This is a genomic window from Streptomyces sp. NPDC002776 (assembly GCF_053592195.1).
Window position 1 is genome coordinate 166,285 of record NZ_JBSFVG010000012.1, and the last position, 26,299, is coordinate 192,583.

Annotated in this window: 22 protein-coding genes and 1 pseudogene; 6 read left to right on the forward strand and 17 right to left on the reverse strand. The window is 69.0% G+C overall.

Annotation, left to right across the window (positions count from 1 at the left end):
• Positions 1 to 121 precede the first annotated feature (121 nt).
• The gene (locus ACWD11_RS24215) at positions 122 to 1,258 is read right to left on the reverse strand and encodes a phospholipase D-like domain-containing protein (protein ID WP_451285431.1); all 1,137 of its coding nucleotides are present in this window, start codon (positions 1,256 to 1,258) and stop codon (positions 122 to 124) included.
• Positions 1,259 to 1,562: 304 nt separating this feature from the next.
• Between ACWD11_RS24215 and ACWD11_RS24220 the strand changes: the two genes are divergently transcribed.
• Together ACWD11_RS24220 and ACWD11_RS24225 are read left to right on the forward strand one after the other, a co-directional pair.
• Positions 1,563 to 1,733 (forward strand): hydrophobic protein, encoded by a 171-nt coding sequence (locus tag ACWD11_RS24220; protein ID WP_389417445.1) that lies wholly within the window; start codon positions 1,563 to 1,565, stop codon positions 1,731 to 1,733.
• A 264-nt stretch (positions 1,734 to 1,997) separates the two neighbouring features.
• Positions 1,998 to 2,517 (forward strand): annotated as a pseudogene (locus ACWD11_RS24225) (GNAT family N-acetyltransferase).
• A gap of 479 nt (positions 2,518 to 2,996) precedes the next feature.
• Here the strand turns inward: ACWD11_RS24225 and ACWD11_RS24230 are convergent.
• Positions 2,997 to 3,188: a hypothetical protein gene (locus ACWD11_RS24230; RefSeq protein ID WP_451285433.1), complete on the reverse strand. Its 192-nt coding sequence runs from the start codon at positions 3,186 to 3,188 to the stop codon at positions 2,997 to 2,999.
• 279 nt (positions 3,189 to 3,467) lie between these two features.
• Positions 3,468 to 3,821: an STAS domain-containing protein gene (locus tag ACWD11_RS24235; RefSeq protein WP_451285435.1), complete on the reverse strand. Its 354-nt coding sequence runs from the start codon at positions 3,819 to 3,821 to the stop codon at positions 3,468 to 3,470.
• A gap of 538 nt (positions 3,822 to 4,359) precedes the next feature.
• Between ACWD11_RS24235 and ACWD11_RS24240 the strand changes: the two genes are divergently transcribed.
• From ACWD11_RS24240 to ACWD11_RS24250, 3 genes are all read left to right on the forward strand, one after another.
• Entirely contained in the window at positions 4,360 to 5,580 is a 1,221-nt protein-coding gene (locus ACWD11_RS24240; protein WP_451285437.1) for a metallophosphoesterase, read from the forward strand.
• Between the two features lie 340 nt (positions 5,581 to 5,920).
• Positions 5,921 to 6,496 (forward strand): N-acetyltransferase family protein, encoded by a 576-nt coding sequence (locus ACWD11_RS24245; protein ID WP_451285439.1) that lies wholly within the window; start codon positions 5,921 to 5,923, stop codon positions 6,494 to 6,496.
• A gap of 48 nt (positions 6,497 to 6,544) precedes the next feature.
• Positions 6,545 to 6,958, forward strand: a complete 414-nt coding sequence (locus tag ACWD11_RS24250) for a VOC family protein (RefSeq protein ID WP_451285441.1) — start codon at positions 6,545 to 6,547, stop codon at positions 6,956 to 6,958.
• A gap of 78 nt (positions 6,959 to 7,036) precedes the next feature.
• On the opposite strand, the gene ACWD11_RS24255 is transcribed toward ACWD11_RS24250, so the two are convergent.
• From ACWD11_RS24255 to ACWD11_RS24310, 12 genes are all read right to left on the reverse strand, one after another.
• Positions 7,037 to 8,020: an ArsR/SmtB family transcription factor gene (locus ACWD11_RS24255; protein ID WP_451285443.1), complete on the reverse strand. Its 984-nt coding sequence runs from the start codon at positions 8,018 to 8,020 to the stop codon at positions 7,037 to 7,039.
• Positions 8,021 to 8,759: 739 nt separating this feature from the next.
• Positions 8,760 to 9,347 (reverse strand): hypothetical protein, encoded by a 588-nt coding sequence (locus tag ACWD11_RS24260; RefSeq protein ID WP_451285445.1) that lies wholly within the window; start codon positions 9,345 to 9,347, stop codon positions 8,760 to 8,762.
• Positions 9,348 to 9,438: 91 nt separating this feature from the next.
• The gene (locus ACWD11_RS24265) at positions 9,439 to 10,308 is read right to left on the reverse strand and encodes an AraC family transcriptional regulator (protein ID WP_389417438.1); all 870 of its coding nucleotides are present in this window, start codon (positions 10,306 to 10,308) and stop codon (positions 9,439 to 9,441) included.
• A gap of 143 nt (positions 10,309 to 10,451) precedes the next feature.
• Positions 10,452 to 11,084 (reverse strand): MBL fold metallo-hydrolase, encoded by a 633-nt coding sequence (locus ACWD11_RS24270; RefSeq protein ID WP_451285447.1) that lies wholly within the window; start codon positions 11,082 to 11,084, stop codon positions 10,452 to 10,454.
• Complete coding sequence (locus ACWD11_RS24275) at positions 11,084 to 12,169, reverse strand: S-(hydroxymethyl)mycothiol dehydrogenase (RefSeq protein ID WP_451285449.1); 1,086 nt, start codon at positions 12,167 to 12,169, stop codon at positions 11,084 to 11,086. Before ACWD11_RS24275 ends, ACWD11_RS24270 begins: the two co-directional genes overlap by 1 nt.
• Positions 12,170 to 12,224: 55 nt before the next feature.
• Positions 12,225 to 13,430 (reverse strand): cytochrome P450, encoded by a 1,206-nt coding sequence (locus tag ACWD11_RS24280; RefSeq protein WP_451285451.1) that lies wholly within the window; start codon positions 13,428 to 13,430, stop codon positions 12,225 to 12,227.
• Positions 13,431 to 13,568: 138 nt separating this feature from the next.
• Positions 13,569 to 14,531: a PDR/VanB family oxidoreductase gene (locus ACWD11_RS24285; RefSeq protein WP_451285453.1), complete on the reverse strand. Its 963-nt coding sequence runs from the start codon at positions 14,529 to 14,531 to the stop codon at positions 13,569 to 13,571.
• A 68-nt stretch (positions 14,532 to 14,599) separates the two neighbouring features.
• Entirely contained in the window at positions 14,600 to 14,965 is a 366-nt protein-coding gene (locus tag ACWD11_RS24290) for a DUF6415 family natural product biosynthesis protein (RefSeq protein ID WP_451285455.1), read from the reverse strand.
• Entirely contained in the window at positions 14,962 to 15,324 is a 363-nt protein-coding gene (locus ACWD11_RS24295) for a hypothetical protein (protein WP_451285536.1), read from the reverse strand. The genes ACWD11_RS24290 and ACWD11_RS24295 overlap by 4 nt, the downstream gene beginning before the upstream one ends.
• On the reverse strand, positions 15,321 to 16,898 hold the full coding sequence (mhpA, locus tag ACWD11_RS24300; RefSeq protein WP_451285457.1) for a bifunctional 3-(3-hydroxy-phenyl)propionate/3-hydroxycinnamic acid hydroxylase MhpA: 1,578 nt from the start codon (positions 16,896 to 16,898) through the stop codon (positions 15,321 to 15,323). The genes ACWD11_RS24295 and mhpA overlap by 4 nt, the downstream gene beginning before the upstream one ends.
• A 9-nt stretch (positions 16,899 to 16,907) precedes the next feature.
• Positions 16,908 to 17,846 (reverse strand): fumarylacetoacetate hydrolase family protein, encoded by a 939-nt coding sequence (locus tag ACWD11_RS24305; RefSeq protein ID WP_451285458.1) that lies wholly within the window; start codon positions 17,844 to 17,846, stop codon positions 16,908 to 16,910.
• A gap of 30 nt (positions 17,847 to 17,876) precedes the next feature.
• Complete coding sequence (locus ACWD11_RS24310; protein ID WP_451285460.1) at positions 17,877 to 19,022, reverse strand: VOC family protein; 1,146 nt, start codon at positions 19,020 to 19,022, stop codon at positions 17,877 to 17,879.
• A gap of 134 nt (positions 19,023 to 19,156) precedes the next feature.
• Here ACWD11_RS24310 and ACWD11_RS24315 point away from each other — a divergent pair, with 134 nt between their 5' ends.
• Positions 19,157 to 19,789, forward strand: a complete 633-nt coding sequence (locus ACWD11_RS24315) for a TetR/AcrR family transcriptional regulator (protein ID WP_451285462.1) — start codon at positions 19,157 to 19,159, stop codon at positions 19,787 to 19,789.
• Between the two features lie 70 nt (positions 19,790 to 19,859).
• On the opposite strand, the gene ACWD11_RS24320 is transcribed toward ACWD11_RS24315, so the two are convergent.
• Positions 19,860 to 21,281, reverse strand: coding sequence for a non-reducing end alpha-L-arabinofuranosidase family hydrolase (locus tag ACWD11_RS24320; RefSeq protein ID WP_389417429.1), 1,422 nt, complete (start codon positions 21,279 to 21,281; stop codon positions 19,860 to 19,862).
• A gap of 587 nt (positions 21,282 to 21,868) precedes the next feature.
• Positions 21,869 to 26,287, reverse strand: a complete 4,419-nt coding sequence (locus ACWD11_RS24325) for an nSTAND1 domain-containing NTPase (protein ID WP_451285464.1) — start codon at positions 26,285 to 26,287, stop codon at positions 21,869 to 21,871.
• Between the last annotated feature and the right edge of the window lie 12 nt (positions 26,288 to 26,299).

Genomic DNA, 26,299 nt, shown 5'->3' on the forward strand with positions numbered 1-26,299 from the left:
TTAGACGGGCTTTGGCCCGAATCCTGGATACGGGTTATGCGGATGGTGTGAGCGTAGTTTGTGTGCCCTTGCTGTCCCGCAGGCTTCGACCCGTGGATTGGCTTGTGGATTGGCCCGTGGATTACAGAAAGCGGCGGATGGGAAAGACGGCCGCCTCCCCCAGTCGCCGGGTGACGGAGCGGCGTTTCCAGCGAACCTTCTCGATCCGTTCACTGACCTGCAAGTCTTCGTCGAAGTGCCGGTTGAGGGTGGCGGCGAAGTCTTCGTCGAGGACGGCGAGCATGACTTCTTCGTCGTGATCGAGAGACCGGCGGTTGAAATTGGTGGAGCCGATCAAGGCGGCTACCTGGTCGACGGTGATGACCTTGGCGTGCATCATCGTCGGCTGGTACTCGAAGATGCGCACCCCGCAGTCGAGCAGGTCTTCGTAGAAGTGCTGGCCGGCCAGCTGACAGACGCGCTTGTCGGTGTGGGGGCCGGGCAGCAGGATCTCCACCTCGACGCCGCGCCGGGCGGCCGCGCACAGCAATTCGATGAAGTAGGCGTCAGGGGCGAAGTAGGCGGTGGCCAACCGGAATTGGTGCTGCGCGCATTCGATCATGACTCGTAGCAGGGTCTGCATGTCCTGCCAGCCGAGGCTCGCCGAGCCGCGGACGACCTGGACCACGGCATCGCCTTCCGGCGTGTGGTCGCTGAAGCGGTCGCGTTCATCGAAGAGGGTGTCATGGCATTCGGCCCAGTTCTGCGCGAAGGCGGCGGCGATACCGTCCACCGCGGGTCCGCGAACCTGAACATGAGTGTCGCGCCATTCATGCTCGTTGCGAGCGTCTCCGCACCATTCCTCGGCGATACCCACTCCGCCGGTGAACGCCGTCTCCTCGTCCACGACCACCACCTTGCGATGGCAGCGGTGATTCTGCTTGAGCGGGGTGAGGTACAAGGGCTTACGGAACCACGCCACTTCGACCCCGGCCCGGCCCATCATATCCAGCAAATTCCGCTCAATAAGCCGACTGCCGAAGCCGTCCAGCAGTAGCCGCACACGCACCCCGTTGCGAGCCCGGTCAGCCAGCGCCTCGGCGAACTGGCGGGCTATCTCGCCACGCCAGTACACGAACGTCATCATGTCCACGGTGTGTTGGGCGCTGCGGATGCTCTTGAGCATCGCCGCGAAGATCTCGTCTCCGTTACGCAGCGGCAGGAGGGCGTTGCCTTCCGTGGCGGCGATGCCGATCAGTCGCTCCAGACGGCGCCTCATCCGTTGTATGTGTTCCGCCGGGGACGAGGACGACGCGGCTGTCACTCGGGACCCTTCTGACTCGGTCGGTGTGCTGGTCACGGCTCCTCCTGGCCGGTCGAGAAAGGCCGCCCCGCGCGTCCGGCACCGCCGAGGCGAGCCGACTGTACACAGGGAGGGTGAACTCGGGACAGTGCCCGGGGTCGGCCGTACTCGAGAACTGCAGCGGCGCACCTTATACCGCACCGCAGAAGGATCAAACCCAAAAACTCGCAGGTATGCCTTCTCGAAGGCAGGGCACATGCTTCTGCGGAGGTCGATAATCATGGTTCCCCTGCTTCTTGTTCTACTTCTCGCACTCGTTCTTTTCGGCGCCGGCTTCGCTCTCAAGGCCCTGTGGCTGATAGCGGTCGTCGTTCTCGTGGTGTGGTTGCTGGGGTTTGTTATGCGGCCCCATGCCAGTAGCGGCCGTCGGGGTCGCTGGTACCGCTGGTAGCCAGCAAGAAATACGCAGGCGGGCTGGGCCAAAGAGATTTTCTTCGGCCCAGCCCGCCTGCGTATGCACTCGCATTACTGCTTCCTCTCATGACGCGTTGCGCAGCGTCGCTACGAAATGCAGCAAATGAAATACTGCTCCCTATAGGGGCAACCTGGAGCTGCCCGAGTACCGATCAGCCAGCTCCCGTATCGCGCCCTCGAACTGGACGGTTTGGCCTGGGCAGTTGAGCGATCACAGGCACGGTCGTGTGATGCTGGCGAAGTGAATGATCAATGCGAGGTTGTCATCGTCCGCTGGCCAGGTCAGGGGCCCTCCGTTGACCGGTTGGCCAAGCTGTTGGCGGCCTACCATCTGCAAACGGAGGCCGAGAAGGGCGAGGCCGTTGTTGATGCGCACGGGTTGCCGGACCGCTACCGGTCAGAAATCTCGGACCCGCGGGCCGCGTTCGCCGACGATGTCGTACTGATGGCCCTGAGCGGCGACGAAGTCGTTGGCTGTGTGGTGGTGACCGCCCCCCCACAGCGGGCGTTCGGAGATCAAGAGGCTCTGGACGGACCCGGCCTTCCGTAGTCGGGGCGTCGCGGCCGGCCTGGTCAGCGCGGCGCTCGCGCATGCCGCGGGGAGCGGCGTCAGCACGGTACGGCTGTCGGTGTGGAAGTGGCGGACGGCTGCCATCGCCCTGTACGAGCGACTCGGCTTCACCGTCGCCGAATCTTGGGAGGAACGGGAGCAACTGGTGTGCATGGAGCGTGCCGTGTCAGGGGCCGCAGCCACTCACTGATCACTGCGACCAGGGCGGCCGACTCGTATTGGACGGCGAGTGGGCTCGGTGTCGATGCCACCGGTTGATGCTGCGCTCTCGCTGGACGCCGACTTCGGCGAGGGGCGATCGCTGTACGACCTGATCGCTTATGGCCCCGTCGACCGGGATGTCTTCCTACCAGAGCCGACCGTGATCGTCGATGAGTGTGGGCCAGTTCGATAGAAGAGACGGACTGCCTTGCATCAGTTGCTGGATCGCCAGGATGGCAACGATCAGAAGGATCCGGAGTACAAGAGCTGCTCCTCCTACAGCACACGACTTGAGCGTGTCGGAGAGAGGACCGCCGGTCACACTTCAGAACGGTCGCGTCAACGTTTGCGGTTCTGCGCCCTCACCACCAGCAGTACCGCCGCGATGAACACGATGCCCAGGATGACGCTGAGCACCGCGCTGCCACTGCTCGCCCCGCCCGCCGCGAAGGTCATAGTGCTGACTCCTTAGCTCGTGATCAGTTCGTTGGTCCCGTATCCGAGGAGCGCGTACCCGGCATCCACGCCCGTGGCGGCTCGGCCGGCGACCGCGCTCCCCTTCGACACGGCCTTGGCGCCCCCTCCGACACCGAGGGTGAAGGAGCTGACTACTGCTACCCCGGCGATCTCGGAACCGGACGCCCCGCTGACGGCCCGCACCGGCGATGTCCATATCGGCCGCAGCGAGGCCGAGACCGATGCCTAGCGGGCCGGAGGCCGCCAGTGCGCCGACCGTCAGGCCGATACCCGGACCTCCCGGGCACCACCGAGAGAAGACAGCCCCGTGGGGTCGCATTGCTCACCGGGTCGCCGCCGCCTCGGCCTGGTCCTGCCGCCAACCCAACAGCCGCTCCCACAAGCCCGCGACCGGGCCCAGTGCCACCCGCACGCCCGGATCAGCCAGCAGGCCCACCGGTCCTGGGATCGACCGGGCGGGGATCAGGCGGCGGTTTCGGGCGCGAGGGCCTGATCGAGAGTGGGGTACAGCGGGATGACGTCGTCGAGGCCGACGATGCGCAGCAGCTGGAGCACGGGGGCGGGAGTGTGGGCCAAGCGGAGCCAGCCACCGCAGGCCCGGGCCTCGTTGTTCGCGACGACGAGGACATTGATACCGCTCGAGTCCATGAAGGTGACGTCCCGGAAATCGATGACCGTGTACCGGACGGATCTGTCGTCGCCGGTGAGCGCCTGGCGGAAAACGTCGGCCGTAGTGTGATCGATCTCTCCGGCCAGCGCGAGGACGTGCACTCCAGCGGTGGTGTGCTCGGAAACGGTCAAGCGTGCCTGGCTCATGCCGCCTCCTGTCCGCCCTCAAGGGGCACTCACCGTTGCCAATATCGCTACCCATGCACAGTACGCCGTACCAAGGTATCAACTGCCGCTGTGGAGGCACTGTCGGCGGAAGCTCAAGTCATCGATCGGAGCGCAAGGTGGGAGGGTGCGGGTGGCGCTCCGCCGCCGGCACGCTGCCCGCCTGTGCCCTGGTGGAAGCCCACCACGTTGAGGGGCGGCAGCAGGCCGTCACCCGGCCGCAGGGGCCGCTCAGTCACCAGAGGCCCATGGATCTTGTCGCATACGGCCAGCACCGTGCCGCGGTCATCGGGCCCCTACGCGGTGAACTGATTGGTGTTGCCGACGTGGGCTCGTACTACCTCACTGTGCGGGGCGGCACCGAGCAGGGCGATCACGACCAAGGTTAGGCCGAGGCTGCATGCGTCGTACTGGCCGTCGCGCGCGAGCCGAAAGAGGGCGCCGGTGACTGCTCTTCCGGCCCGGCCAAAGGCGAGCGGATACAGTGCGCAGGACGGCAGCCTGGTTTGTGAGGGGAAGCGTGACCGACACCAGCGACACCCGACCCGCCGACCGTGACGCGCGAGCGCCACGGCAGAGCTGGCTGCACCGCGTGATGCGCTACCTCCCGCTGATCGTCCCTGTTCTGCTGTGGGCCGTGCCGTGTTGGGTGCTCCTGCACACCGGCCAGCACTGGCCGCTGCCCATCACGCTCGGCGGCACCGGCCTGTTCGTCCTCGGGCTCGTCACCATGCCGCTCGCGATGGCGCGCGGTCATGGTCGGCGCCAGCAGGACTGGGCTGCGATCGTCGGTGACACTCTGTTGGGCACCAGCTGGGTCCTGTTCACCTGGTCCGTTGTACTCGGCGTCCTGCTACGGCTCGCCCTGACCTTGGCCGGCGTAGGCGAGGGCCAGGACCGGGCCCGAATCGTCACCTGGGCCGTCCTCGGCGTCAGCGCCGTCCTGCTCGCCTGGGGCTACGCAGAAGCCCGCCGCGTGCCGCGCGTACGCAGACTCGACGTGCAACTCCCCCGCCTGGGTGCCGGGTTGGACGGCCTCCGCGTCGTCCTCATCACCGACACCCACTACGGCCCCCTCGACCGCGCCCGCTGGTCGGCACAGGTCTGCGAAAAGGTGAACACCCTGCAGGCCGACCTGGTCTGCCACACCGGCGACATCGCGGACGGCACGGCCGAACGCCGCCGTGCCCAGGCCGCCCCGCTTGCCACCGTGCAGGCGACGCGTGCCCGTGTCTACGTCACCGGCAACCACGAGTACTACAGCGAGGCCCAGGGCTGGGTCGACCTGATGGACGAGCTGGGCTGGGAGCCGCTGCGCAACCGCCACGTGCTGCTGGAACGCGGAGGCGACACCCTTGTGGTCGCCGGAGTGGATGACGTCACCGCCGAGTCCTCCGGCCTGGCCGGCCATCGCGCCCACCTCGCCGGAGCCCTGGACGGCGCCGACCCTGACCTGCCCGTCCTGCTTCTGGCACACCAGCCCAAGTTCATCGACCGAGCGGCAGCCGCCGGTATCGACCTCCAACTCTCCGGCCACACCCACGGCGGCCAGATCTGGCCCTTCCACCACCTCGTCCGCCTCGACCAGCCCGCCCTCGCCGGCCTCAGCCACCACGGCTCCCGCACCTTGCTCTACACCAGCCGCGGCACCGGCTTCTGGGGCCCGCCCTTCCGCGTCTTCGCCCCCAGCGAGATCACCCTCCTCGTGCTCCGCTCCCCTCACCGGTCCAGCTCCAACTGACGCTGTGATCGCACAGGTTGACCAACTTCAGGTTGCTGAGCCGAGGCCCACGACGACATTGCAGCCGGTTCAGCGCTGACCATCGCCTCCTTGGAATAGGACGGTACGAAGACCAAGCCGCCGCCTACGCCGACAGTCATCGGGCCGGCCAGGACCCCGCGCAGCCGACAAGGTGGAAGTCAGCAGCACCGACAACATGCAGCTCTACGTCTGCCCGACCTCCCCCGGGCACCCGCGCACCGACCTGATCCAATGAGACTTGGAATGGGAGCGCGGGTCAGTATCGTGGCTGGAGCGAGAGGGGTCTCGGCTGGGCATTGGGCTGGCTAGGCTCTCGGACATGAATTCGGCCTTGACCAGCGGTGTGACCAATGAGCCCGTAATCCTTGACGCCATGGAGCTGACTTCCGATCCGGATCTGGAGGCTCGTTTTGCCCCCTCGGCACACCAGATCCTGTCGGACCTGGTCAGTGGAGGTGCGGCGCTGGGCTGGGTCGAACCACCCTCGCCGGATGAGGTGGCGGAACTTCTCGGCCACGTCGTCTCTGCGGTGCAAGCCGGGGATGCGGCCCTGCGGGTTGCTTATCTCGACCGTCGGCTGGTGGGGTTGGGGTACTGGCTCCGTTACGCCCGGCCGACCCATCGGCCACACGCCGATCTGGAGAAGATCGCGGTGGCCGCTGCTGCCCATGGTCATGGTGTCGGCCGGGCGCTGACCGCTGCCTTGATCGCTGACGCCCGGGAGGCGGGTATCGAGGTCCTCACCCTGGACGCCCGGGGCGACAACACCAATGCCCTGCACCTCTACCGGTCATCGGGCTTCACCGAATACGGCCGTCTGCCCGGCTTCGTCGCCGTCGGCGAACACCGCTACGACAAGGTCCTCTACATGCTGGACTTCCGCCAGCAAGACTGACCTGGGCTCGCCCTTCCGGCTCGTTTGATCTTGTGCCAAGATCGCGGAATGCTACGACTAACCGACTTCATCATCGACTGCCCGGACACGATGAAGCTGGCAGCCTTCTACTCCGAAGTGACGGGGCTCCCGGTCAAGGAGAGCAGTAACGAGCACTGGGCCGGTATCCAGTTCGGCGAGATCGAACTGGCCTTCATCCAGGTGGAGGACTACCGCGCCCCGCAGTGGCCCGACAGCGAGCACCCCAAGCAGTTCCACCTCGACTTCGAAGTCGACGACATCGAGGCCGAACAGCGCCGCGTCCTCGCCCTCGGCGCGACCCTTCAGCGGGACTGCGTCGGCCCCGACGGCTACGGCTTCCGCGTCTACACCGATCCCATCGGCCACCCTTTCTGCCTCTGCCGCAACAAGGGTGTCATCTGGACCGATCAGGGCCCGACCTGGCCCAAGCACGACCAGTAGGCCGTGTTTCGAAGTAGGCGGAGTCATTCGCTGATGGCGGTGATGTGGACGGTGGCCAGGTAACAGACGGCCACCATGTCAGCCGCGGGCTTCTTCCAGCAGACCTGCCGCATGTGCGGTCCGCTGATACACCACGTAGCGCCCGTCTCTGACCTTGGTGACGAGGCGGGCGCGGTGCAGTGCGCTCAGGTGGTAGGAGACGGTGCCCGGTGTGTATCCGAGCCGGGCGGCGAGTTCCTTGGTGGAGCGGGGGGTCTCGAGGTCCGCCAGCAAGGCCGCTCGGGTGTTGCCGACCACTTGCGCGATCCTTCCGGACCTGCGCCCCCTGCCGGCTCCGATCCGCTGGGCGGGGTAGTAGAGGACGAACTGTCCGGGGGTGTCGACCTGGATGATGACGTCGGGCCGGTTGAGCACGCTGGGGGCGAGGACCAGGTCCCGGCCGGTGACATCTATGTCGCCGTCCCACGACTTGGCGAGGGTGATCGCGTCGCCTGCCCAATCCATGTCGGGGTGAAGTGTTCCGAGCGCCCGGCCGACGCCATGGGTGGCGATGGCCGTCGCACGGTGGGCGATGTCCTGATCGAGGATCGAGCGTAGTTCGGGCCAGCCCTCGGAGAGGGCATCACGCCAGAACCGGGCTAGACCGTTGGCGAGATGACGCTGCATCCGACCCGACTCGGCGATCCGGCGGGTCGTGGCCAGCAGCGGCCTGTTCCAGTGGGTACGGGTGTAGGTGAAGACCTGGGTTTCCAGGTCTTCCTGCGCTGCGGCCTCGATCTGCGCGATCTGCTCGTCGAGCAGGTCACGACGCTGCGCGCCCGTCCCTGGCTGAGGGGTGAGCAGGTCAGGTATGTAGGTGTCGCCGTTTCGCGGCAGCAGGTCTGCGAGCAGGGCAACGTCCGGATGGGCAAGTGACGCGCGGGCGCGTGGTCCGGGATCTCCGAACACCGGGTGCCGTCCCGACGCGGCAGTGAGTTTTAACCACGCCATGGACTCGGACGCGGGGGAAGGGGCTAACCGCGTCCTGGCCATGGTGTCGGCGTCTACACGCAGAGTGAGCACCGCGCCGACGGTAGCAGTCGTCGCGATGGATTTGAACGGGCTCGAATGCTTTCCGGCGCGAAGTCCACGCGCGGTTACGTCGTGGCTCCGAACAACGGCAGCGACCTCGCTGCCCGTTCTGAGGCGGTTGTCTCCGTACGACGTGAGGTTGTGCACCCGTTACCCCAAAAGCATGGGAGGCATGCGAGTTACGCGAACGGGCGTAGGTTCGTTAGTCGCCATCACTGCCGTTCTCGGCCAGAGTCTGGCAACCGCCAGCCCCGCCGCAGCTGCAGATGCCGGCACCTGGCGTGCTTACGGCAACACGAATCCGATTACCTCCAGCTCCGCCACGTGGGCGTGCGCCGGCAGCAAGACGGTCGACACCTCTGTACTCGCGCAGGTCTGTGCCATCAGGTCGTCAGGCGGAGGCACCGTGCAGGCAGCAGTGATCGTGCGCAACAACCGATCCGCCCTCTTCAGTGCGAAGGCAGAGGTGAACCTGTGGACCGCCGTCCCCGCGACTTACGGGGGCTATTGGGAGTGCCCGTCATCGGGAGTTGGGGCGAACTCGTGGTCGGTGTGCTTCGGGAAGACCCTCAGTAAGCCCAGCTCGGTGAAAGTAAATTCGGCAGGATGGCTCAACAACAATTACCTCGGCCAGTCACCGAACGTCTGAACCGGAGCCCATCGGGGGCGTGAGTCCTGCGCCGCGTGCTTGGTCACCCGCTCCTGAACCCCATCCCGACGTCTCTGGGCATCAGTTGAAGATGTCCAGGAGGTCCGCCCAGGAGCCTGTGTCGTCGGTGGGGCGGCGGCGCATCGGCAGCGGATCCGGGTAGGTCTCCGCTGCGGCCCTCGCGCGTACGAGGTCGGGCCCGCCGCACGCCGCGACCGCGAAGGCGCCGAACACCTTGGCGAAGGCGGCCGGGTCGCGGAACTCCACGCCGAAGGCTCGGCCGTCCAGCAGCGGTATCCACACCACCCGGTCGAACCGGGGCCATTCCGCCACCGGTTGGTCGTCCGCCGTTGACCGGCCCTCCAACCACAGCCGCGCCACGTGCAGCAGGTTCACCTTCTCCATCGGCAACCGCTTCCGCAATACCCGCAGTTCACGTGCCGTCAGCTCGACGCGCTGGTCCTTCTGCGGGTACCAGACGACACCGATCCCGAACGGCACCCACAGCAGGATTCCGATCAGCGGCCAGACCAAAGCGTCGCCCCACGACCGAACCAGCCCGCCGTCCAGCAGGTACACGACGCCGAAGACCAGGACCCACTTCGCCGTCATCCGCCAGAATCCGCTGCCCTGCCGGTACAGGACCCGCCGCTTCCCCGTCATCGCCATGACCGCACGTTATCGGCCTCGCCCGGCAGCTCACATGCCGGGCACCCGACCCATTGAGGGCGCTCAACCCCGCTGGGCGAGTGGGCATGCCTCACCCTGGTTCGACGGGAAGCCACAGCTCGCAGGTCGCCGTGCTGAAATCGTCCGCCCGGTCGAGGATCGCGACGATTGAGGGCCCCGGCCGCAGCCGCCACGGGTTGGAGGGGAACCATTCCGTCGCGGTCGCGGCCCACGTCGTCTGCAGGGCTTGCGGATGCGGTCCGCTGATACGGAAGACCGCCCACATGCCCGCTGTTACCTCGATGGCGTCGAGTCCGTCCGGCACCGGCGTGTCCCGGCTGAGGGCAACTCCGTGCAGGTAGGTCAGCTCGGTGCCCTCCCTGCCGTCGGGATCGACGTCGTCGCTGACCTGCAGCAATCCCGCGGGTTCGGTGTCGCTGAGAGACTTGAGTCGCAGATGCTCCTCCTGCGGCAGCGCGGCGATGTGCTCCTGGATGTGCGGGTTGATGCCCTCATGGATGAGCGGAACGCGGGTTGCGTGTCCGACCAGCCGGAATGCGGGGCGGTCTACGAGACGGGTGTCCATGGGGGTGCTCCCTTCGACGGTCAGGCGGAACCTGAGCAGCGGTTGTGTGCGCAAGGGGCCTCCATCACGGCGTACGTCACTGGGGCCGGCGCCGTGGACCGCGCGGAACGCTCGTCCGAACGCCTCACTCGATCCGTATCCGTACCGGACGGCGATGCCCAGCAGATCCCCCTCACCCCGGACGACGTCGGCGGCGGCAACGGTCATGCGGCGCCGCCGCACGTACTCCGACAGCGGCATGCCGGCCAGTGACGAGAACATCCGACGCAGGTGGTACTCGGTGGTACCGAGCGACCCGGCCAGCCCGTCGACGTCGAGCTCCTCGGCGAGATGCTCCTCGACAAGGTCCACAAGCTGGTTGAGTGCCGAGATCATGAGGCCTCCTTTCGACTCCAACCCTGGCAGCAGACGCCCCGCCGCTGCCCGATCGCTGTGGTCCGATCCGATCATGCGCCTGACGCTGCGCGCAGTCCCCGACACAGGCACAACCCGTCATGGTCCGAGCCGAGGGCGGGGAGTCACCGGCCTCGTGCGATCCAGGTCGCGAGGTGCGGGGCCTCGTCGCCGATCGTGGTGTCCGCGCCGTGCCCGGTGCGGACCGTCGTGGTGGCGGGCAGCACCAGCAGGCGGTCGCGTATCGACCGGATGATGTAGGGGAAGTCCGAGTACGACCGCCCCGTCGCCCCCGGGCCGCCCGCGAACAGGGTGTCGCCGGTGAAGACGGTGGCGAGCTCCGGAAGATGGAGGCAGATGGCTCCCGGGGTGTGTCCCGGGGTGTGCAGCACACGCAGTCGCGTGCCGGCCACCTGAAGGCGCTGGTTGTCGGAGAGGTAGCGGTCGGGGTCGCGGTCCGGGTGGGTGTGCTTCCACAGCAGCCGGTCGTCCAGGTGCAGCAGGATCGGTGCGCCGGTGGCCGCGGCCAGCGCCGGGGCCGCGTTGACGTGGTCGTTGTGGGCGTGGGTGCACACGATGGCGGTCAACTGCCGGTCGCCCACGGCCTCGGCGACGGCGACGGCGTCGTGGGCGGCGTCGATGACCACCGCTTGCCGGTCGTCGCCGACGATCCAGACGTTGTTGTCCACGTTCCAGGTGCCGCCGTCCAGCGTGAAGACGCCCGAGGTCACGACACGTTCGATGCGTACGCCGGTCATCAGAGGATCACCACCGAGCGCAGGACGTCGCCCTTGTGCATACGGGCGAAGGCGTCCTCCACCTCGTCCAGCGCGATGGTCTCGCTGACGAAGGCGTCCAGGTCCAGGCGGCCTTGGAGGTAGAGGTCGATGAGCATGGGGAAGTCGCGGGACGGCAGGCAGTCGCCGTACCAGGAGGACTTCAGCGCCCCGCCGCGGCCGAAGACGTCCAGCAGGGGCAGTTCGAGTCGCATCTCCGGGGGGGGCACGCCGACCAGGACGACGGTGCCGGCCAAGTCGCGGGCGTAGAACGCCTGCCGGTAGGTTTCCGGGCGGCCGACGGCCTCGATCACGAGGTCGGCGCCGAAGCCGCCGGTCAGTTCGCGGATCGCCTGGACGGGGTCGGTGGTGCGGGAGTTGACCGTGTGGGTGGCGCCCAGGGAGCTGGCAGTGGTCAGCTTACGGTCGTCGATGTCGACCGCGATGATCTTCGCCGCTCCCGCCAGGTGTGCGCCGACCACGGCCGCGTCGCCCACACCGCCGCAGCCGATGACCGCCACGGTGTCGCCTCTGCCCACGCCCCCGGTGTTGATCGCGGCACCGATGCCCGCCATGACTCCGCAACCGAGGAGCCCCGCGGCCGCCGGGGATGCTGCCGGGGCGACCTTGGTGCACTGCCCGGCGGCGACGAGTGTCTTCTCGGCGAAGGCACCGATACCGAGGGCCGGTGAGAGCTCCGTGCCGTCGGTGAGTGTCATCTTCTGCCGTGCGTTGTGGGTGTCGAAGCAGTACTGCGGCCGCCCGCGCCGACAGGCCCGGCAACGTCCGCACACCGCACGCCAGTTGAGGATGACGAAGTCACCCGGGGCCACGTCGGTCACGTCGGGTCCGACCTGCTCGACGACACCGGCCGCCTCGTGGCCGAGGAGGAAGGGGAAGTCGTCGTTGATGCCACCTTCCCGGTAGTGCAGGTCGGTGTGGCAGACGCCGCACGCCTGCACCTTCACCACCGCCTCCCCCGGGCCGGGGTCGGGTACGACGACCGTCTCTACGCGTACCGGTTCGCCCTTGGCGCGGGCGACGACACCGCGTACGTGCTGGGGCATGGGGAAGGTCCCTTCTTTCGTTTGGTGCTGCCGGGGTGAGCGTCTGGACCGGTGGTCAGTTCGCCGGAAGGATGCGCACGGGAAGTGAGGCCCAGGAGCGCAGGGTGTTGTTGAGGTGACGGCGTGGTGGCCCGACGAGTTCGAGATGCTCGACTCGGTGGGCGAGGGCGGTCAGCAGGGACTCGGCCTCCAGACGTGCGACGTGCTGGCCGACACACTGGTGGATGCCCATGCCGAAGCCGACGTGACCCGAGGGGTCGCGGGTGAGGTCGAAGCGGTCGGGGTCACTCCAGCGCTCCGGGTCACGGTTCGCGGCGCCCAGGAACATCAGGATCTTGCCGCCCTCGGGGATACGGGTACCGGCGATGTCGACATGGCGGGTGGCGGTGCGGAAAAACGTCTGCACCGGCGACTGCCAGCGCACCGCCTCGTCGAACGCCACCCGCGCCAGCTCCGGACGGGCGCGCAGCCGCTGCCACTCCTCCGGATGCGTGGCGAAGGCGTACAGCGCCGCCGCCAGTCCGTGCACGGTGGTGTCGACGCCGGCGGTGAGCAGGGAGCGCACCACCAGTGGCGCCTGCGCGTGGGTGAGGTCGCCGCGGTCGGCGGCCGCCCAGATCCGGGCGCCGAAGCCATCGTCGGTCAGCGCCTCGCGGGTGCACTGGGCGTTCACCCAGGCCGACAGTTCGCCCACCCGGTGCGCGTCGGCTTCCACGAGGGCGTTGCGCGGTCCGAAGGCGTTGAAGGCCATGTTGCCGTAGGGCAGGAGATTCTCCCGCCCGTCGGGGCGGATACCGACGGCGTCCGGGAAGACCCGCAGGGGGAACGCCTTCGCCAAGGCTTCGAAGGCGTCGAACTCCCGTCCCTGGTCGGCCAGTACCGTATCGACGAGTTCCTCGGCGGACGCCTGCCACGATTCACGCAGCCGACGCAAAGCGAGCGGGGCGAGGATCTCGCGCAGGACGCGGCGTGGCGCGTCATGGTGGGGTGGGTCGGCCTCCAGCAGCAGGCTCGGCGGGCGCCACGGCTTCTCGTGACGGAAGTTGGCCAGGCCGACACCGGCGCCGGACTGGAAGGTCTGCCAGTCGACGAGCGCGGCATGCACTTCCTGGTATCGCGCGAGGGCGTGGACGTCGTAGCGGGACAGGTGGACGACGGGACCGGCTTCGCGCACGTGCCGGTGGAGCGGTTCGGGGTGTGCCAGGTGCTCGGGGGCGAACGGGTCGGCGTCGCTGACCGGGGGCGATGCGGGAACGGTCATGGCGGCTCCATGTTCGTTTCGTGGAAAGCGGTGCGGGGCTTGGATGTTCGTGCCAAACGGGCTCGGGAATCCGGCAGCGCGCGGCTCAGGTCGACCGCCGGTTCCGGAGCGGTTCAGTCAGCCGCCGGTTCCGGACGCTCAGAGGTCCAGGACGAGGCGGTCAGAGTGCGAGCGGGACACACAGGGCAGCATGCAGTCGCCTGCCGCGCGTTCGTGGTCGGCCAGGACCGCGTCGCGGTGGTCGGGGATTCCGTCCAGTACCGGGACGAGACAGGTGCCGCAGGTGCCCTGCTCGCAGGAGGACAGCATCTCGGCGCCGGCCCCGCGCACGGCGTGCAGTACGGAGACCTCCGGGGTGACGGTGAGTGTACGGCCGGTGCGCCGCAGCTCCACCTCGAAGGGCGTCCGGCGTACGGGCTCGGACCGGTCGGCGGCGGTGAACCGTTCCGTGCGCAGGCTGTGTTGGGGCCAGTGGGCGCACGCTTCCTGGACGGCGGCCAGGAGAGGGGCCGGTCCGCAGCAGTAGACCTTGGTCCCGGGCAGGGGTTCGCTCAGCCACCCGGCCAGGTCGAGCAAGCCGTACTCGTCCTGGGGGCTGATGTGCACGCGCTCGCCGTGGGCGTGGGTGAGGTCCGCGCGGAACGCCATCGAGGCGCGCGTGCGGCCGCCGTACAGCAACTGCCAGTCGGCTTGGACCAGTTCGGCTTGCTGGATCATCGGCAGCAGGGGCGTGATGCCGATGCCGCCCGCGATGAACAGGTAGCGGTCGGTCGGCACGAGCGGGAAGTGGTTGTGCGCCCCGCCGACGCCCACCCGGTCACCGGGCATCAGCCGGTCGTGCACGTAGACCGATCCCCCGCGTCCGGCCGCCTCGCGCAGGACGGCGATGCGGTAGGTGTACGGGTCCCAGCGGTCGCCGCACAGGGAGTACTGCCGTGTCGTCCCGTTCGGCAGCACCAGATCGATGTGGGATCCGGGTGTCCAGTCCGGCAGCCGCACACCGTCGGGGTGGTCCAGGGTGAGGGACACCACGCCGTCCGCGACGACGTCCTTGGCTCGGACCCGCAAGGACAGGGTGGGCAGCAGGTTGTGTACGACCACGTTGTCGCCTCCCGTCTGTGGAATGCAGGAAGGATGCGCGTGGCCGGTGTCGCGGAGCGAGGGCATTCTCATTGAGTGAGAGACGAATCGTAGAGGTCACACAGCGCCAGCAGCGATCGGCCGAGTCTGCGCACATACGCCACAGCGTCATGCGGCAGCACTCCGGGGCCGGTGTTCAGTTTGGTGCGGGCTTCGCGGACGGATACGAGCGCGCAGTAGCGCGGTATGTCGTCATTGGGTAGCCGCTCGGCGGCCTGTTCGACGTCGGGGATGATCAGCTGCAGGTGGCCGCGCAGCATGCCGGTCAGCATCTCCGGCGCGGACCGATCGGTAGGAGTCACATCGGGTGGAAGTACCTCGGCGACACTCGCGCGCATCGTGAGGGCATCCACCGGTGCCGGGCTCGGGGCTCCACGACTCTCGGTGGCGTTCACGACGCGTCCTCGCCGTCCTCGTCGGCCAGGCAGACACCCACCTTCACCAGCCCCAGCACCCGTCCGACACGGCGCACAGCTGGCCGGGCCGCTTCATCGGCACCGCCCAATACGACGCCAGCGTGCCCTCGTCCAACTCCGTGAGAGCGGGGTGAGGGACGCCGAGGTAGGTGCCCTCCCCCAGGCATGTCGAAGTACTCCCACACCGCGCCCCAGAAGCCTTCCAGGTCGGTGACCGACCAGCGGTGCAGGGCGGCGTAGTCGGTGCCGTCCTGTCCGGTGCTGCGGGCGAAGTCCATGATGCGGCTGGCCGCGACGACCTGCGGGTCGGGGGTCATGAAGGGGGCCGGCCTGGTCATCGTGTGGTGCTCCTCAGCAGGCTTTGCTCGACGGTGTGTCGGGGTGGGAGAGGGCTGCGGGTGGTGTGCAGCAGGGCCGCCCAGGTGGCAGTGTCGGTGAAGTCGCGGTCGCCGGCCGGGACGACGTCCATGACGACGCGGTCGGGGCGCAGCAGGACGGCCTCCGCCCGGCCACCGCGCAGCCAGGCTGTGAGCGTGCCGTCGTCGGCGAGGTCGGGCACGGGGATCGCCCGGATGCCGAGCGCATGGGCGAGGGCGTTCAGTGCGGGCCAGGGTCGGGTGGCGGTCAGGATGGTGAAGGAGTCGCCGAGCAGCTCATCGAGGCGGGTACGCCGTCCGGCGGCGGTGATCCACGGTTGCGGGCAATGGGTACCCGCCAGGCCCCTGCGGAGACCGCGTCGGACGAGGGGTCCGGCGGTCAGGGGCGGGCTGAGGTCGGGGCCGGCCAGCTCCGTCAAGCCGGGTATGCGGCAGGCCGCGGCCAGGAGTCTGCGGCGCAGTGGGGCGGCGCCGTCCTGGCCGCCGGTCATGGTCCAGCCCATGGCGACCGCGAGGCGTATCACGTGACGGGCGTGCGGTTTGCGTTCGCTCTCGTAGGTGTCCAGCAGCTGCTCCTCGCCGCCCCGGCGCACGACGTGGGCGAGCTTCCAGGTGAGGTTGTAGGCGTCGCGCAGGCCCGAGCACAGACCTTGTCCGATGAACGGCGGGGAGAGGTGGGCGGCGTCACCGAGGAGGAAGACGCGTCCGCTGCGCCAGCGGTCGGCTATGCGTGCCTTGAAGGTGTACTGGGTCTCGCGGACGATCTCGAAGTCTCCGTCGTAGGAGGGTGGCAGCCAGGGGGCGACCAGCTCGCGGACCGGCTCGTCGCGGTCCGTCAGGCGGAATTCCCAGCGGTAACGGTCCTCTCCGACGCGCATGAAGGTTGCCGGGCGGTGCGGGTCGCAGACCTGGTCGACGCCCTCCCAGCAGCGGACGTCGGCGTTCGTGCGGACGTCGACGACGGTCCAGCGTTCCTCGAAACGCAGGTCCTCCCATACGGCCCCGATGGCGTCGCGGGTGAGGCTGTTCGCTCCGTCACAGCCCAGGACCGCCTCGGCCCACAACTGGTGTTCTCCGTCGGCGTCGCGGTAGGTGACGCGGACGGGGCCGGCAGCGTCCGGGGTGACGCAGGTGACCTCCGCGCCGCCGCGCAGTTCGCACTCCGGGTTCCGGGCGAGGGCCTCGCGCAGCAGTCGCTCCAGCTCGGGCTGGTCGAACATGCTCGTCTGCGGGTAGCCGTGACGGCCGTGCCCGGTGCGGCGGAACTCGGCCATCACCCGGTGCCGGGCGTCCAGCAGCCGCAGGCCGTTCGCGGGGCGGGCGATCGCGGCGAACTCCTCCCCCACGCCCGCCGCTTGGAGGATCCTGCGGACTTCGTCGTCGGCGGCGACGGCGCGCGGGAGCGGGTAGACGTCCCGGTGGCGTTCCAGGAGGACGGTGCGGATTCCGCGCCGGGCGAGGAGGAGGGCGGCGGTCACGCCCACGGGTCCGGCACCGACGATGACCACGGGCACGTGCGGTGGGGTGCGGCTCACCTCGGGTCCCTACTTCGCGTCCGTGACAGGGGTGTTCTGCTCGCCGAGGTCGATGCGGCCGTCCGGGGTCGCGATGGTCGCGGTGATCACGTCACCGGTGTGCAGGTAATGCGGGTTCTTCGCCTGGGATTTGAAGAACGCCTTCCATTTCATGGCGGGCGGCAGCAGCGCGCCGATCTTCTCGACCGGCTTCGGCGGGGCCTTGAGAGCCGTGCCGCCAGGGGTGCCGGTCAGCAGCAGGTCGCCGGGGTCCAGAGTCTGGAAGCGGGCCAGCAGGGTCAGGGCCTGGGCCGGGCGGACGATCATGTCGGCGAGGGTGCGGTCCTGGCGCAGCTCGCCGTTGACCGACAACCGCAGCCTCAGGTCCAGCAGATGGGCGAAGTCCTCCGGCTCCAGCAGGGCGAGGTAGGGGCCGGTCGGTGTGAAGGTGGGGTAGGACTTGCTCTCGTAGAACTGCGTCTTGGTCAGCTGGACGTCGCGGGCGCTGACGTCGTTGGTGACGACGAGTCCGGCGACGCACGAGGGCAGGTCCCGCTCCTCGACCGTGGTACCGATCGGCAGGGTGGCGCCCATGACGAGCCCGAGTTCGATCTCGTAGTCGAGGAGCCGCACGTGGGAGGGCCGGACGACGGCGTCGCCGGGGCCGCTGACCGAGCCGGACGCCTTACGGAAGAAGGTGGGCGGGATGTCGCCCGTGAAGCCCGAATCGCGGGCGTGACTGCGGTAGTTGACCATCTGAGCGACCACGCGGCAGGGGGTGGTGACCGGCGAGAGGGCGACGAGGTCGGCGACGGGGGTGCCCGTGTCGGCCGAGCGTGCCGCCTCTCGTACGGCCTGACGGTCGGCGATCAGCTCGGCGGTGGTGGCGGCCGCGGTGGCGACGCGGAGGGCCCGGTCGTCGCGGACGACCCACCATCCGGCGGTCGTGCGCAGGACGTTGGTGCTCATGTCAGTGCCTTCCGTGAGGGGGTTGAGGGTTCAGGACTTGGTGGCTTTGAGCAGGCCCAGCAGGCGCGCCGGGTCCATTTCGTTGTCGCCGCGCAGGGCCTGGACGACGTCGCGGACCCGCCGCGGGGAAGGGCTCGCGCCGAGGAAGTCCCGGGTGGCCGGCGGACCCCACTGGGCCAGGCCGCTGGTCGACATGGGCGCCCAGCCGGGCTCGACGTCGCTGCAGAACAGGTCGCCGTCGGCGAAGTGCTCCAGCATGAAGCGGTCGGGGTCACGCCAGTAGTCGAAGAGCTGGCTGCCCTGGATGTGCCGGCCGATGCCCCAACTGCGCCGGTAGCCGCGCTCCTTGAGGTATTCGCCACCGGCGGCGATCGAGTCCAGGTCGGTGACCTGGTAGGCGGAGTGGACGTAGCCGGTCCCCGGCCCCAGGTGCATCGCCAGCGTGTGATGGTCGGCCGGCACGCCACCGAGGTCGCAGCGGATGAACGCCATCGTCGGGCCGCGGTCGCGCTGCCCGTCCAGGAAAAGGAAGTCGGACACGATCATCCCCAGCGTGTCCAGATACCAGTTCAGGGCCCGGCCGAACACCCGGGTCTCCAGGACGACATGGCCCAGCCGCTGGATCCGGGACGGCTCACGGGGCGGGCGCTGCGGGGCGTTCGTACGGCGGTGATCCGTGCCGAAGTTGAGCCGCAGCGGCCGCTGCTCGGGCAGCGCCGGAAGCGGCTCGCCGCAGTGCACCACCCGGACCGGGAAACCGGACGGATCGAGCAGGTCGACCGCCTTGCCGCCGCCGGGCACGTCCGCCTCCCGGACAGCGGATCCGGTGGCTCGCACAAGCCGCTCCAGGTCGGCACGCTCCGCCGCGCGGAACGCCGGGCCGATGAAACGGGACGTGCGCCCGCGTCGGATCACCATGCACGGCGAGCCGGCGAAGGTGCCGCGCAGCCACAGGTCGCTGTCGGTGCGGGCGGCGACCTGGAAGCCGAAGTCCCGGGCGAACACCTCGGCCCGCTCCAGGTCCGGCTTCTCGAACTCCAGCCAGGCCAGGTCCGCCACCTTGATCACGGGGTTCCGGGAGCGGCCGGAATGCTCGCCGCGCTGGGCTCCTTGTTCGCTGTGCAGGTCCTGGTGGGCCGTTTTGACATCGGCCCCCTGGACGCGGGGTTCAGACATGGTGCCTCCGAGCGACATCGCCGTAGTGATGAAATCATCAACTCTGACAGTTGCGTCGTCAAGGCGTTACCGTCAGGAAATGATGGATTCATCAGAACTGCTGTCCGCATCGCCGCCGCGGCTAGACTGTGCGCATGTCTACGTCAGCCCCGCCCAACCGGTTCGAGCGGCGCCGCGCCGAGACCCGTGGCGCGCTCCTTCGGGCCGCCCGGCAGATCCTCGCCGAGACCGGGGACACCGGCGCCAGCATCCAGGCCATCGCCGAGCGCGCCGACGTCGGCTTCGGCTCCTTCTACAACCACTTCGCATCGAAGACCGAGCTGTTCGAGGCGGCCGTGGTGGACGCCCTGGAGGAGTTCGGCCAGAGCTTCGACGAGCGCCTGAGGGGCATCGACGACCCGGCGGAACTCGTCGCGGCGGGCTTCCGGCTCAGCACCCGCATGGCCGACTCCCACCCCGAGCTGATGCAGGTCCTGCGCCGCCGCGGCCTCGGTCACATCCACTCGGACAACGGCCTGGCCCGACGCGCACGGCGGGACATCGACGTCGGCACGGCTTCCGGCCGCTTCACCATCGCCGACCCGGCGGTCGCCCTGTCCGCACTGGGCGGAACCCTGCTGTCCCTGGTGGAACTGCGCTTCACCCGCCCCGACCTGGACGGCGACGAGGCCGCGGTGAACCTGGCCGAGATGGTCCTGCGCATGCTCGGCGTCCCCCCGGACGACGCCTACGAGGTCGCCCGGCGCCCCCTTCCCGGGCCCGCCTGACCGGCCGCCGCCGCAGACGAAAGGAACCCCGGCCGCCGCACGGCCGGGGTTCCTCGGAGCAGCGGGAAGGTCAGCGCCGCAGGGTGAGGACACCCGGCCGCCACGGCAGCCGGTTGTAGTCGCCGCCCGCCGTCGGGGACATGCCCTGGTAGAGGAACTGCAGATTGCAGGGGTCGATGGTCATGGTCTGGTCGGGGTTGTTGCGGACCAGGTCACCGTGGCTGATGTCGTTGGTCCAGGTGGCGCCGCTGTTGGCCTTGCCCGCGAAGGGGTTGCTCTCGCTCGCGGCCTGCGGGGTCCAGGTGCCGCTCAGGCTGGAGGCCGTGAAGGAACGGAAGTAGCGTCCGTTCGCGCCCATCGCCTCGACGATCATCAGGTACTGGTTCTGGCCCTGCACCTTGTAGACCTGGACGCCCTCGAACAGGTTGGCCTTCGTGTCGCTCATGATCGTCGTGTACGACGAGCCGAAGCTGCCCGGGAAGTTCCCGATGGGCATGCTCGCGCGGTAGATCTTGCCGTTGTCACCGGCGAAGAACAGGTACATGTTCTGGCCGTCGGCGATCAAGGTCTGGTCGATCGGGCCGGTGTCGGAGCCGGAGATGCTCCCGGTGAACAGCGGCTGCGGCGCGGACCAGCCGTTGGGGTTGGTGGGGTCGCTCGACGTGCGGTAGATGAAGGGCCACGCACCCCATTGGTAGGCCAGCACCCAGATGTTCTTCGGTGCGAAGTAGAACAGCGTGGGCGCCACCGCGGCCTGGCTCATCCCGGTCTGACCGGCTGATGCCATGTCCGACCAGTTGGTGAAGGGGCTGAACATCATCGAGCCGTACGACGATCCCGAGAAGTTGGACGCGTAGACCAGGTGCTTGCCGTTGTGCGTCACGGTGGTGAAGTCCTTGACCGCGGCCCACCCGTGCGCGGGCTGCGCCAGCACACCCGTCGACGTCCACCGGTAGGTCGACGGAAGAGCGCAGGTGCCGTCCGGCGGCGTGCCGGTCAGGCCGGTCCACTTCTGGTTGCTGCCGCCGTTGCACGTCCCGATCTGCACCGCCGTGCCGTTGGCCGTCCCGGCGCCCGCCGCTTCCAGGCACAACCCGGACTGGACTCCGACGACCGTGCCGTCGGCATTGAGCCGCCACTGCTGGTTCGCGCCGCCGGAACAGGTCCAGATCTGCACCCGGGTACCGGGCGTGGTGGCATGCCCCGGAACGTCCAGGCACATGGTGCCGTACACGGTGAGCTGGTTGCTGTCCGTCGACGTCCACTGCTGGTTGGACCCGTTCCAGCAGTCGTAGATCTGCAGGGACGTGCCGTTGGCCTGGCCGGCGCCCTGCACGTCGAGGCACCGGTTCGAGCCGACACCGCGTAGGGGGCCGCTGCTGGCCGCCTGCGCCGGGGTGGCGACGAGCATCGCCGCCAGCGCGGCGAGGACCGCAACCGCGGCAGCGAGCACCCCACCTGGGTGCCTGGCGCTGAAACTTCCTCTGCGCATAGGGACTTCCCAATCTTGAGTAGGCGGTTCCGGTCGTCCGGACTGTCGGTGGCGTGATGTCCGGTGCATGACATACGCGCGGCGAACTGAGATGTTCGGAATGGCGAACAATTGTCGGGGTATCGAGCAACTGAATAATTGAGGAGCGGGTGAACCGCGTCAATACCTCTCGCAAGAGTCGCCGATACAGTCGAAACATTGCGAGACAGTCAGCCCACAAACGGCCCAGCTCACCTGCGCGACGGGCAGCGCGCACCAAGTGCTCATCACGCGGAAGTCGGCCCGCAGTTGCCCCGGCCTACCCGGCATCCAGTGCACTGATTTTCCGAATGGTGTTCGAAAGTTAGATGGCACCTCGCCCTCGGCGTTTTGGCCATCGCGGTGCAGAGTCTTGCTCCATGTGCGGCAGGGGTTGGTGCGGTGACCGAGGAGCGCAGTTGGCGGACGGGCTCTTCATGGCCCTCGAGGATCTCGCCAGGCAGATGGCCGCCACCATCAGTCACACGTCGTGACCGACACAGCTTCGCGAGGGAGAACTCGCTTCCAGTGAGGTGTCATGCGTTCGGAGATCCATTTTCCGGTCGGTCTCAGCGGCCGCCCGGCGGGCAGATCCGGTCCGGCAGCCAGATGGGTAGGCCCCGGCGTTCGTTCTCGGAGAGGTCACGGCCGAGGATGTCGCACAGCTCCTTCTTCCAGAGCGCCGGGTCGAGGTGGAGGATGCCCACGGTGTTCTCGTCGACGGTGCGGAGCAGGGTCCTGCCGTCGCGGGAGACCGCCAGGAACTCCTGCTCCTCCGCGAACACGTAGGACTCGCCGCGGTCCTCGGGGTCCGCCGCGTCCTGGAACCGTATGGAGTTCCCGTTGGCCAGGAAGTACACCGAGCTGTCGTCCCGGAAGCCCTGCCGGTACTCCCAGGGGTTCAGTGACCCCATCGGGCCGAGCACCCGCTGCGAGGGCTTTCCCGTCCGCCCGACCGACCACAGTTCCATCATGGACCCCTTGGTCTGCACGGTGGCGAAGCGCCCGGTCCGGTCGAGAACGGCGGAGTCCGCCTCCGGCCCCAGCTCGATGCGCCGTCTTTCGTTCTCCCGGCCTGTGCGCAGAGAGAACGCGCGGAGGAACCGGTCACCGCGCACCGAGAGCTGTACGTGTCCCGGCTCCGGGTGGAAGGAGGCGGTGAAGTCCGGTGGGTCAGTCTCAGTGAGTCCCAGGTTCCGGACGTCGAGAGGTTTCGACAGGCGTCGGCCGTCCCGGGCGTTCCAGTGCTCGATGGTCGAGCCGGAGACGGTCAACAACTCGTCCCCGGGGCCGAGATGCAGCGCCACGCCTTCCTTCGGCGCATCGGGGCCGCCGTCGGGAGGCGGCATGCGGACGGTGATGTCGGTGACGGTCCGCAAGGAGGGGAGTTCCCAGATGCGGACCTTGTTCCAGCCGATGAGGTCGGCTGCCAGCGTTGCGGCCTGGTTCACCTCTATGCCGGGTGCGATAGTGACGAACATCGACGGGTCTTCCCTCGGTGGTCGCTTGACCGTCTTCTGGAGGGTCGTCGACCCGTCCGCTTCCATGCGTACGATGCCCAGGGTGTCGGCCTGGTCGCCCATCCGGACCAGCATGTCCTTCTCCTCGCCCCATGCCGTGCCGCCGAGCAGCGCCGGCGGGCCATCGGCGTTGAGCGGGTCCGTGATCAGGGGCCGCCCGATCACCGAGAACTCGTCCCAGATGATCAGGACGGGGTTCTCCGGATCGCCTACGAGGGACAGGTCGTCGTCCTCCAGCCCAGTGCTGGGTCCTTCGATCTCCCGCACTTCGGCTCCGGGGCGTGTCCCGACCAGAGCCCACGCGGTCTGCAGTTTGCTCACCGCGAAGTGTTCCCCGGTCGCGTCGATCGCGATGTGCTTGCACGAGCTGCTGAACTCGCCCGGCCGGTACCGCGTCAGTGCCCGTCCGTCCGCGACCCGGAAGGCTTCGTACGTGACACCCTTCCCCAGCCGCGACTCCCGGCAGACGACCAGTACCGCGCCGTTGCCGGACAGGGCAAGACGGGGAGACGTCGAAGGGATGCCGTCCGCCAGTTTCCGCGACCGTCCGGTCCTGGTGTCGATCGCCACGAGGGACGGCTCTTGTGCCGTGCTCTGCCCGGTGCCGGCCTGCTGCTGAGCCACGAGTGTGTTCCCGTCCGGCCCGAACCACACCCCGTCCACCGAGGGCGTCCGGCCGGGCAACTGCCGGACCCGGCCTGTCGCCAGCTCTCGAAGCTTCACGCGCCCGTTCGCCGACGTCACCACCTCGCGGGCGTCCGGGGAGAGGTCCGCAAGGCCGAGGTACCCGGGGAACGTTGTCCCCTCGTACCCGAACTCCGCGCCGCGGACGCTGGCTTCCGGGCCCAGCACCGCCGCCTCATCCGTGCCCGCGCGGTCCACGTCGTGCCAGAACAAGGTGCCACCGTCCTTCGTCGACAGGTAGGCGATCCTGCGGCCGTCCCGGCTGACCATCGGGAAGAAGGCGCCCTCGGCCAAGGGGAGCCGGGCGCGCACGATGCGCTCGCCCGCACCCCGGACAAAGAGCACCACGCCCCCCTTGGCGTTCCCCGACCCTCTGAGCCTGGTCGTCACGAGGACCACCCGGCCGTCCGTGCTCGCCGCCACCTGGTCCACCCGTGCCTCACCCGGGGTCAGGGCCCACCGGTCCTGCACAAAGTGGTCGTAGCGGCGCAGCAGCGCGTTGCGGGCCTCCTCGGTGGGGAAGAGGTCGTGGGCTGCCATGGCAACCAGAGCGGCACCCCCCGGGTCCCGCTGCGCCAGTTCGTCCGAGAGGGTCGCCAGCGATCGCGACCGCCCCTCCGCCTCCCGCTCCGCGCTGACCCGTGACTGCTGGACGAGGAAGGTGCCGAGCCCGGCGATGAGCGCTAGGACGAGCGCGGCGGCACCCCAGGCGACCCGCATCCGGGTCCGGCGGCGACGTTGTCGTCTTGTGGCGAGGTCGATGAACGTGCGTTCCTCGGCGGAAAGTTCAGCTTCCCGGGCCTGTAGCCGGCGGGTCAGTGAAGCCAGATGGATCGGGCCGGGCAACAGATCCGGGGAGCGCCCCGCCGTCTCCCAGCGGTCGAGGTCATGGCGCAGCTCCGCACGGGCCGCCAACAGGTCGCTGTCGGTGCGCACTTGGCCGGCGAGCGTCGGCCAGGCGCTGGTGAGGGCTTCGTGGGCGAGCTCGGCCGTCTGCGGCTCGCCCTCCTTTCCGTGCAGCACCAGCAACCGCCGCTGGGCCAGAGCGCGGGCGATCCGCCATCGTGCCTCACCCGCCTCCTCGCGGGTGATCATGCGGCGCAGTGGGGCCTCGCTGCCGGGCAGTACCCGGACGAGCCCGGTGAGCAGCCGCAGCGCGTCGGCCTCGTCCGCCGGGCGTACGCACTCCCGCCATGCTTGTTCCGCATGGCGCGCCAGGGCGCCGGACACTCCGCCGATCTCTTCGTACGTCGTCAGGCGCAGCCGGCCTCCGGACTGCCGGTCCCACAGCTGGGTGAGGACGAACCCGAGCAGGGGCAGGATGCCGGGCGCGCCCCCGGCGTCCTTCCGGATGAGTTCCTCCAGCCCGGGGTCGTACGCCACGGTCGGCATCCGTCTGACCGGCTCGCCGATCACCTTCGCGAGCTGCTCCTCCGACATCGGGGTGAGCGCGACGGTGAACCCGTCCCTCAACGCCGGTCCCAGGACGGGACGGTTGAGTGCCGCGTCCACGAAGTCGGCGCGGAGGGTGAGCAGAACGCGGACGCCCTCCGGCTGGGCCTCCCGGAAGAGCAGGCCGGCGGCGTCCGCCAGATCGGCCTCGGAACGGTCGAGGAGGGCCTCGGCCTGGTCCACGACCACGAGGACTCGGCTGCCGGCGCTCCCGAGGACGCGGTGGAGGACGTCGGGGAGAGTCCACTCCTCCAACAGGGCCGCCACATGGTCGGCGCTCCGGGCCGGGGCGGGGCCGTCCCCCCCTTTCCCTCTCTCCGCCTCGTGGAGTTCGTACAGCCTGGTGGCCAGGGCGTGGCGCAGGGACGAGATGTGCCCGGCGTTGACGACCAGGACGGCGTACCCCGCCTCTCGCATCCTCGGCACCACCCCGGCCAGCGCCAGCGAGGACTTGCCGCAGCCGGAGGGCCCGCACAGGGTGACGGTTGGCCAGCGGCCTCGCAACGCATCGAGCACGTTCTCGATGTCGTCGTCCCGCCCGAAGAAGACGTCGGCGTCGGCCTCCTGAAAGGTGGCGAGACCGCGGAACGGGGTGGGCGGGGTGACGAGGGGGCCGAGTTCGGGCAGCGCGTCCAGCAGCGTCCGGGTCCGCAGGGCGAACGCCTGCTGGGCCTCGCGTCCGGGCTCGGCGGCCACCATCAGGCCGACGGCCGCGCCAAGTTCGTCGTTCCAGACGGGACTGCCGCTGAAGCCCCGCTTGACGTACACGCCCTCGCCGTCGCCGCGCGAGAGCTGGACCCACCCCTCACGGGTCGGCCCCCGGAACGTACCGCTGTGCCAGATGCCCCCGGGGTGGTCGTCGGTGAACCCCACGGCCCGGGCGTGGTGGTGCCACACGCCCTCCGGGGGATCGGCCAGGGGCAGCGGCCGGGCACCGGGTATCGGCTCCCGCAGCCGCAGGAGGGCCATGTCACCGGTCCGGTCGGGCGCGACGGGTATCCAGCGCCGCACTTCGGCCGTACGGTCACCACCGTCGTGGGCGCCCCCGGCATCCCTGGCCAGCGGCAGGTCGACGGCGACCTCGGCCCCGGGCTCGACCGCCTCCTCCCGGGGCCGGTCGAGGGCGTCGGAGACCACGTGGGCGCAGGTGAGCACGAGATCGTCGGCGACCAGGAAGCCCGCACCGGCGACGGCCCCGTCCCGGCCCTTGACGCGGATGACGGCGGCGGCGAGGGCTGCCTCGGGGCCGTACGCGGGGTCGGGCCGGCCAGCCGTGCGCACCGGGGTCGCCCGCCGGTCGTCCCCGTCCCTGCCTCGCGGTCCGTGTGTCACTGGGCCCCCACC

Excerpts from the sequence above, each read along its gene's own strand:
- ACWD11_RS24310 (WP_451285460.1), bottom strand. The coding sequence starts at position 19,022 with ATGTCTGAACCCCGCGTCCAGGGGGCCGATGTCAAAACGGCCCACCAG.
- ACWD11_RS24220 (WP_389417445.1), top strand. The coding sequence starts at position 1,563 with ATGGTTCCCCTGCTTCTTGTTCTACTTCTCGCACTCGTTCTTTTCGGC.
- ACWD11_RS24245 (WP_451285439.1), top strand. The coding sequence starts at position 5,921 with ATGAATTCGGCCTTGACCAGCGGTGTGACCAATGAGCCCGTAATCCTT.
- ACWD11_RS24270 (WP_451285447.1), bottom strand. The coding sequence starts at position 11,084 with ATGACCGGCGTACGCATCGAACGTGTCGTGACCTCGGGCGTCTTCACG.
- ACWD11_RS24280 (WP_451285451.1), bottom strand. The coding sequence starts at position 13,430 with ATGACCGTTCCCGCATCGCCCCCGGTCAGCGACGCCGACCCGTTCGCC.
- ACWD11_RS24295 (WP_451285536.1), bottom strand. The coding sequence starts at position 15,324 with ATGACCAGGCCGGCCCCCTTCATGACCCCCGACCCGCAGGTCGTCGCG.
- ACWD11_RS24215 (WP_451285431.1), bottom strand. The coding sequence starts at position 1,258 with ATGAGGCGCCGTCTGGAGCGACTGATCGGCATCGCCGCCACGGAAGGC.
- ACWD11_RS24250 (WP_451285441.1), top strand. The coding sequence starts at position 6,545 with ATGCTACGACTAACCGACTTCATCATCGACTGCCCGGACACGATGAAG.
- ACWD11_RS24315 (WP_451285462.1), top strand. The coding sequence starts at position 19,157 with ATGTCTACGTCAGCCCCGCCCAACCGGTTCGAGCGGCGCCGCGCCGAG.
- ACWD11_RS24260 (WP_451285445.1), bottom strand. The coding sequence starts at position 9,347 with ATGGCGATGACGGGGAAGCGGCGGGTCCTGTACCGGCAGGGCAGCGGA.
- ACWD11_RS24305 (WP_451285458.1), bottom strand. The coding sequence starts at position 17,846 with ATGAGCACCAACGTCCTGCGCACGACCGCCGGATGGTGGGTCGTCCGC.
- ACWD11_RS24235 (WP_451285435.1), bottom strand. The coding sequence starts at position 3,821 with ATGAGCCAGGCACGCTTGACCGTTTCCGAGCACACCACCGCTGGAGTG.
- ACWD11_RS24275 (WP_451285449.1), bottom strand. The coding sequence starts at position 12,169 with ATGCCCCAGCACGTACGCGGTGTCGTCGCCCGCGCCAAGGGCGAACCG.
- ACWD11_RS24265 (WP_389417438.1), bottom strand. The coding sequence starts at position 10,308 with ATGATCTCGGCACTCAACCAGCTTGTGGACCTTGTCGAGGAGCATCTC.
- ACWD11_RS24320 (WP_389417429.1), bottom strand. The coding sequence starts at position 21,281 with ATGCGCAGAGGAAGTTTCAGCGCCAGGCACCCAGGTGGGGTGCTCGCT.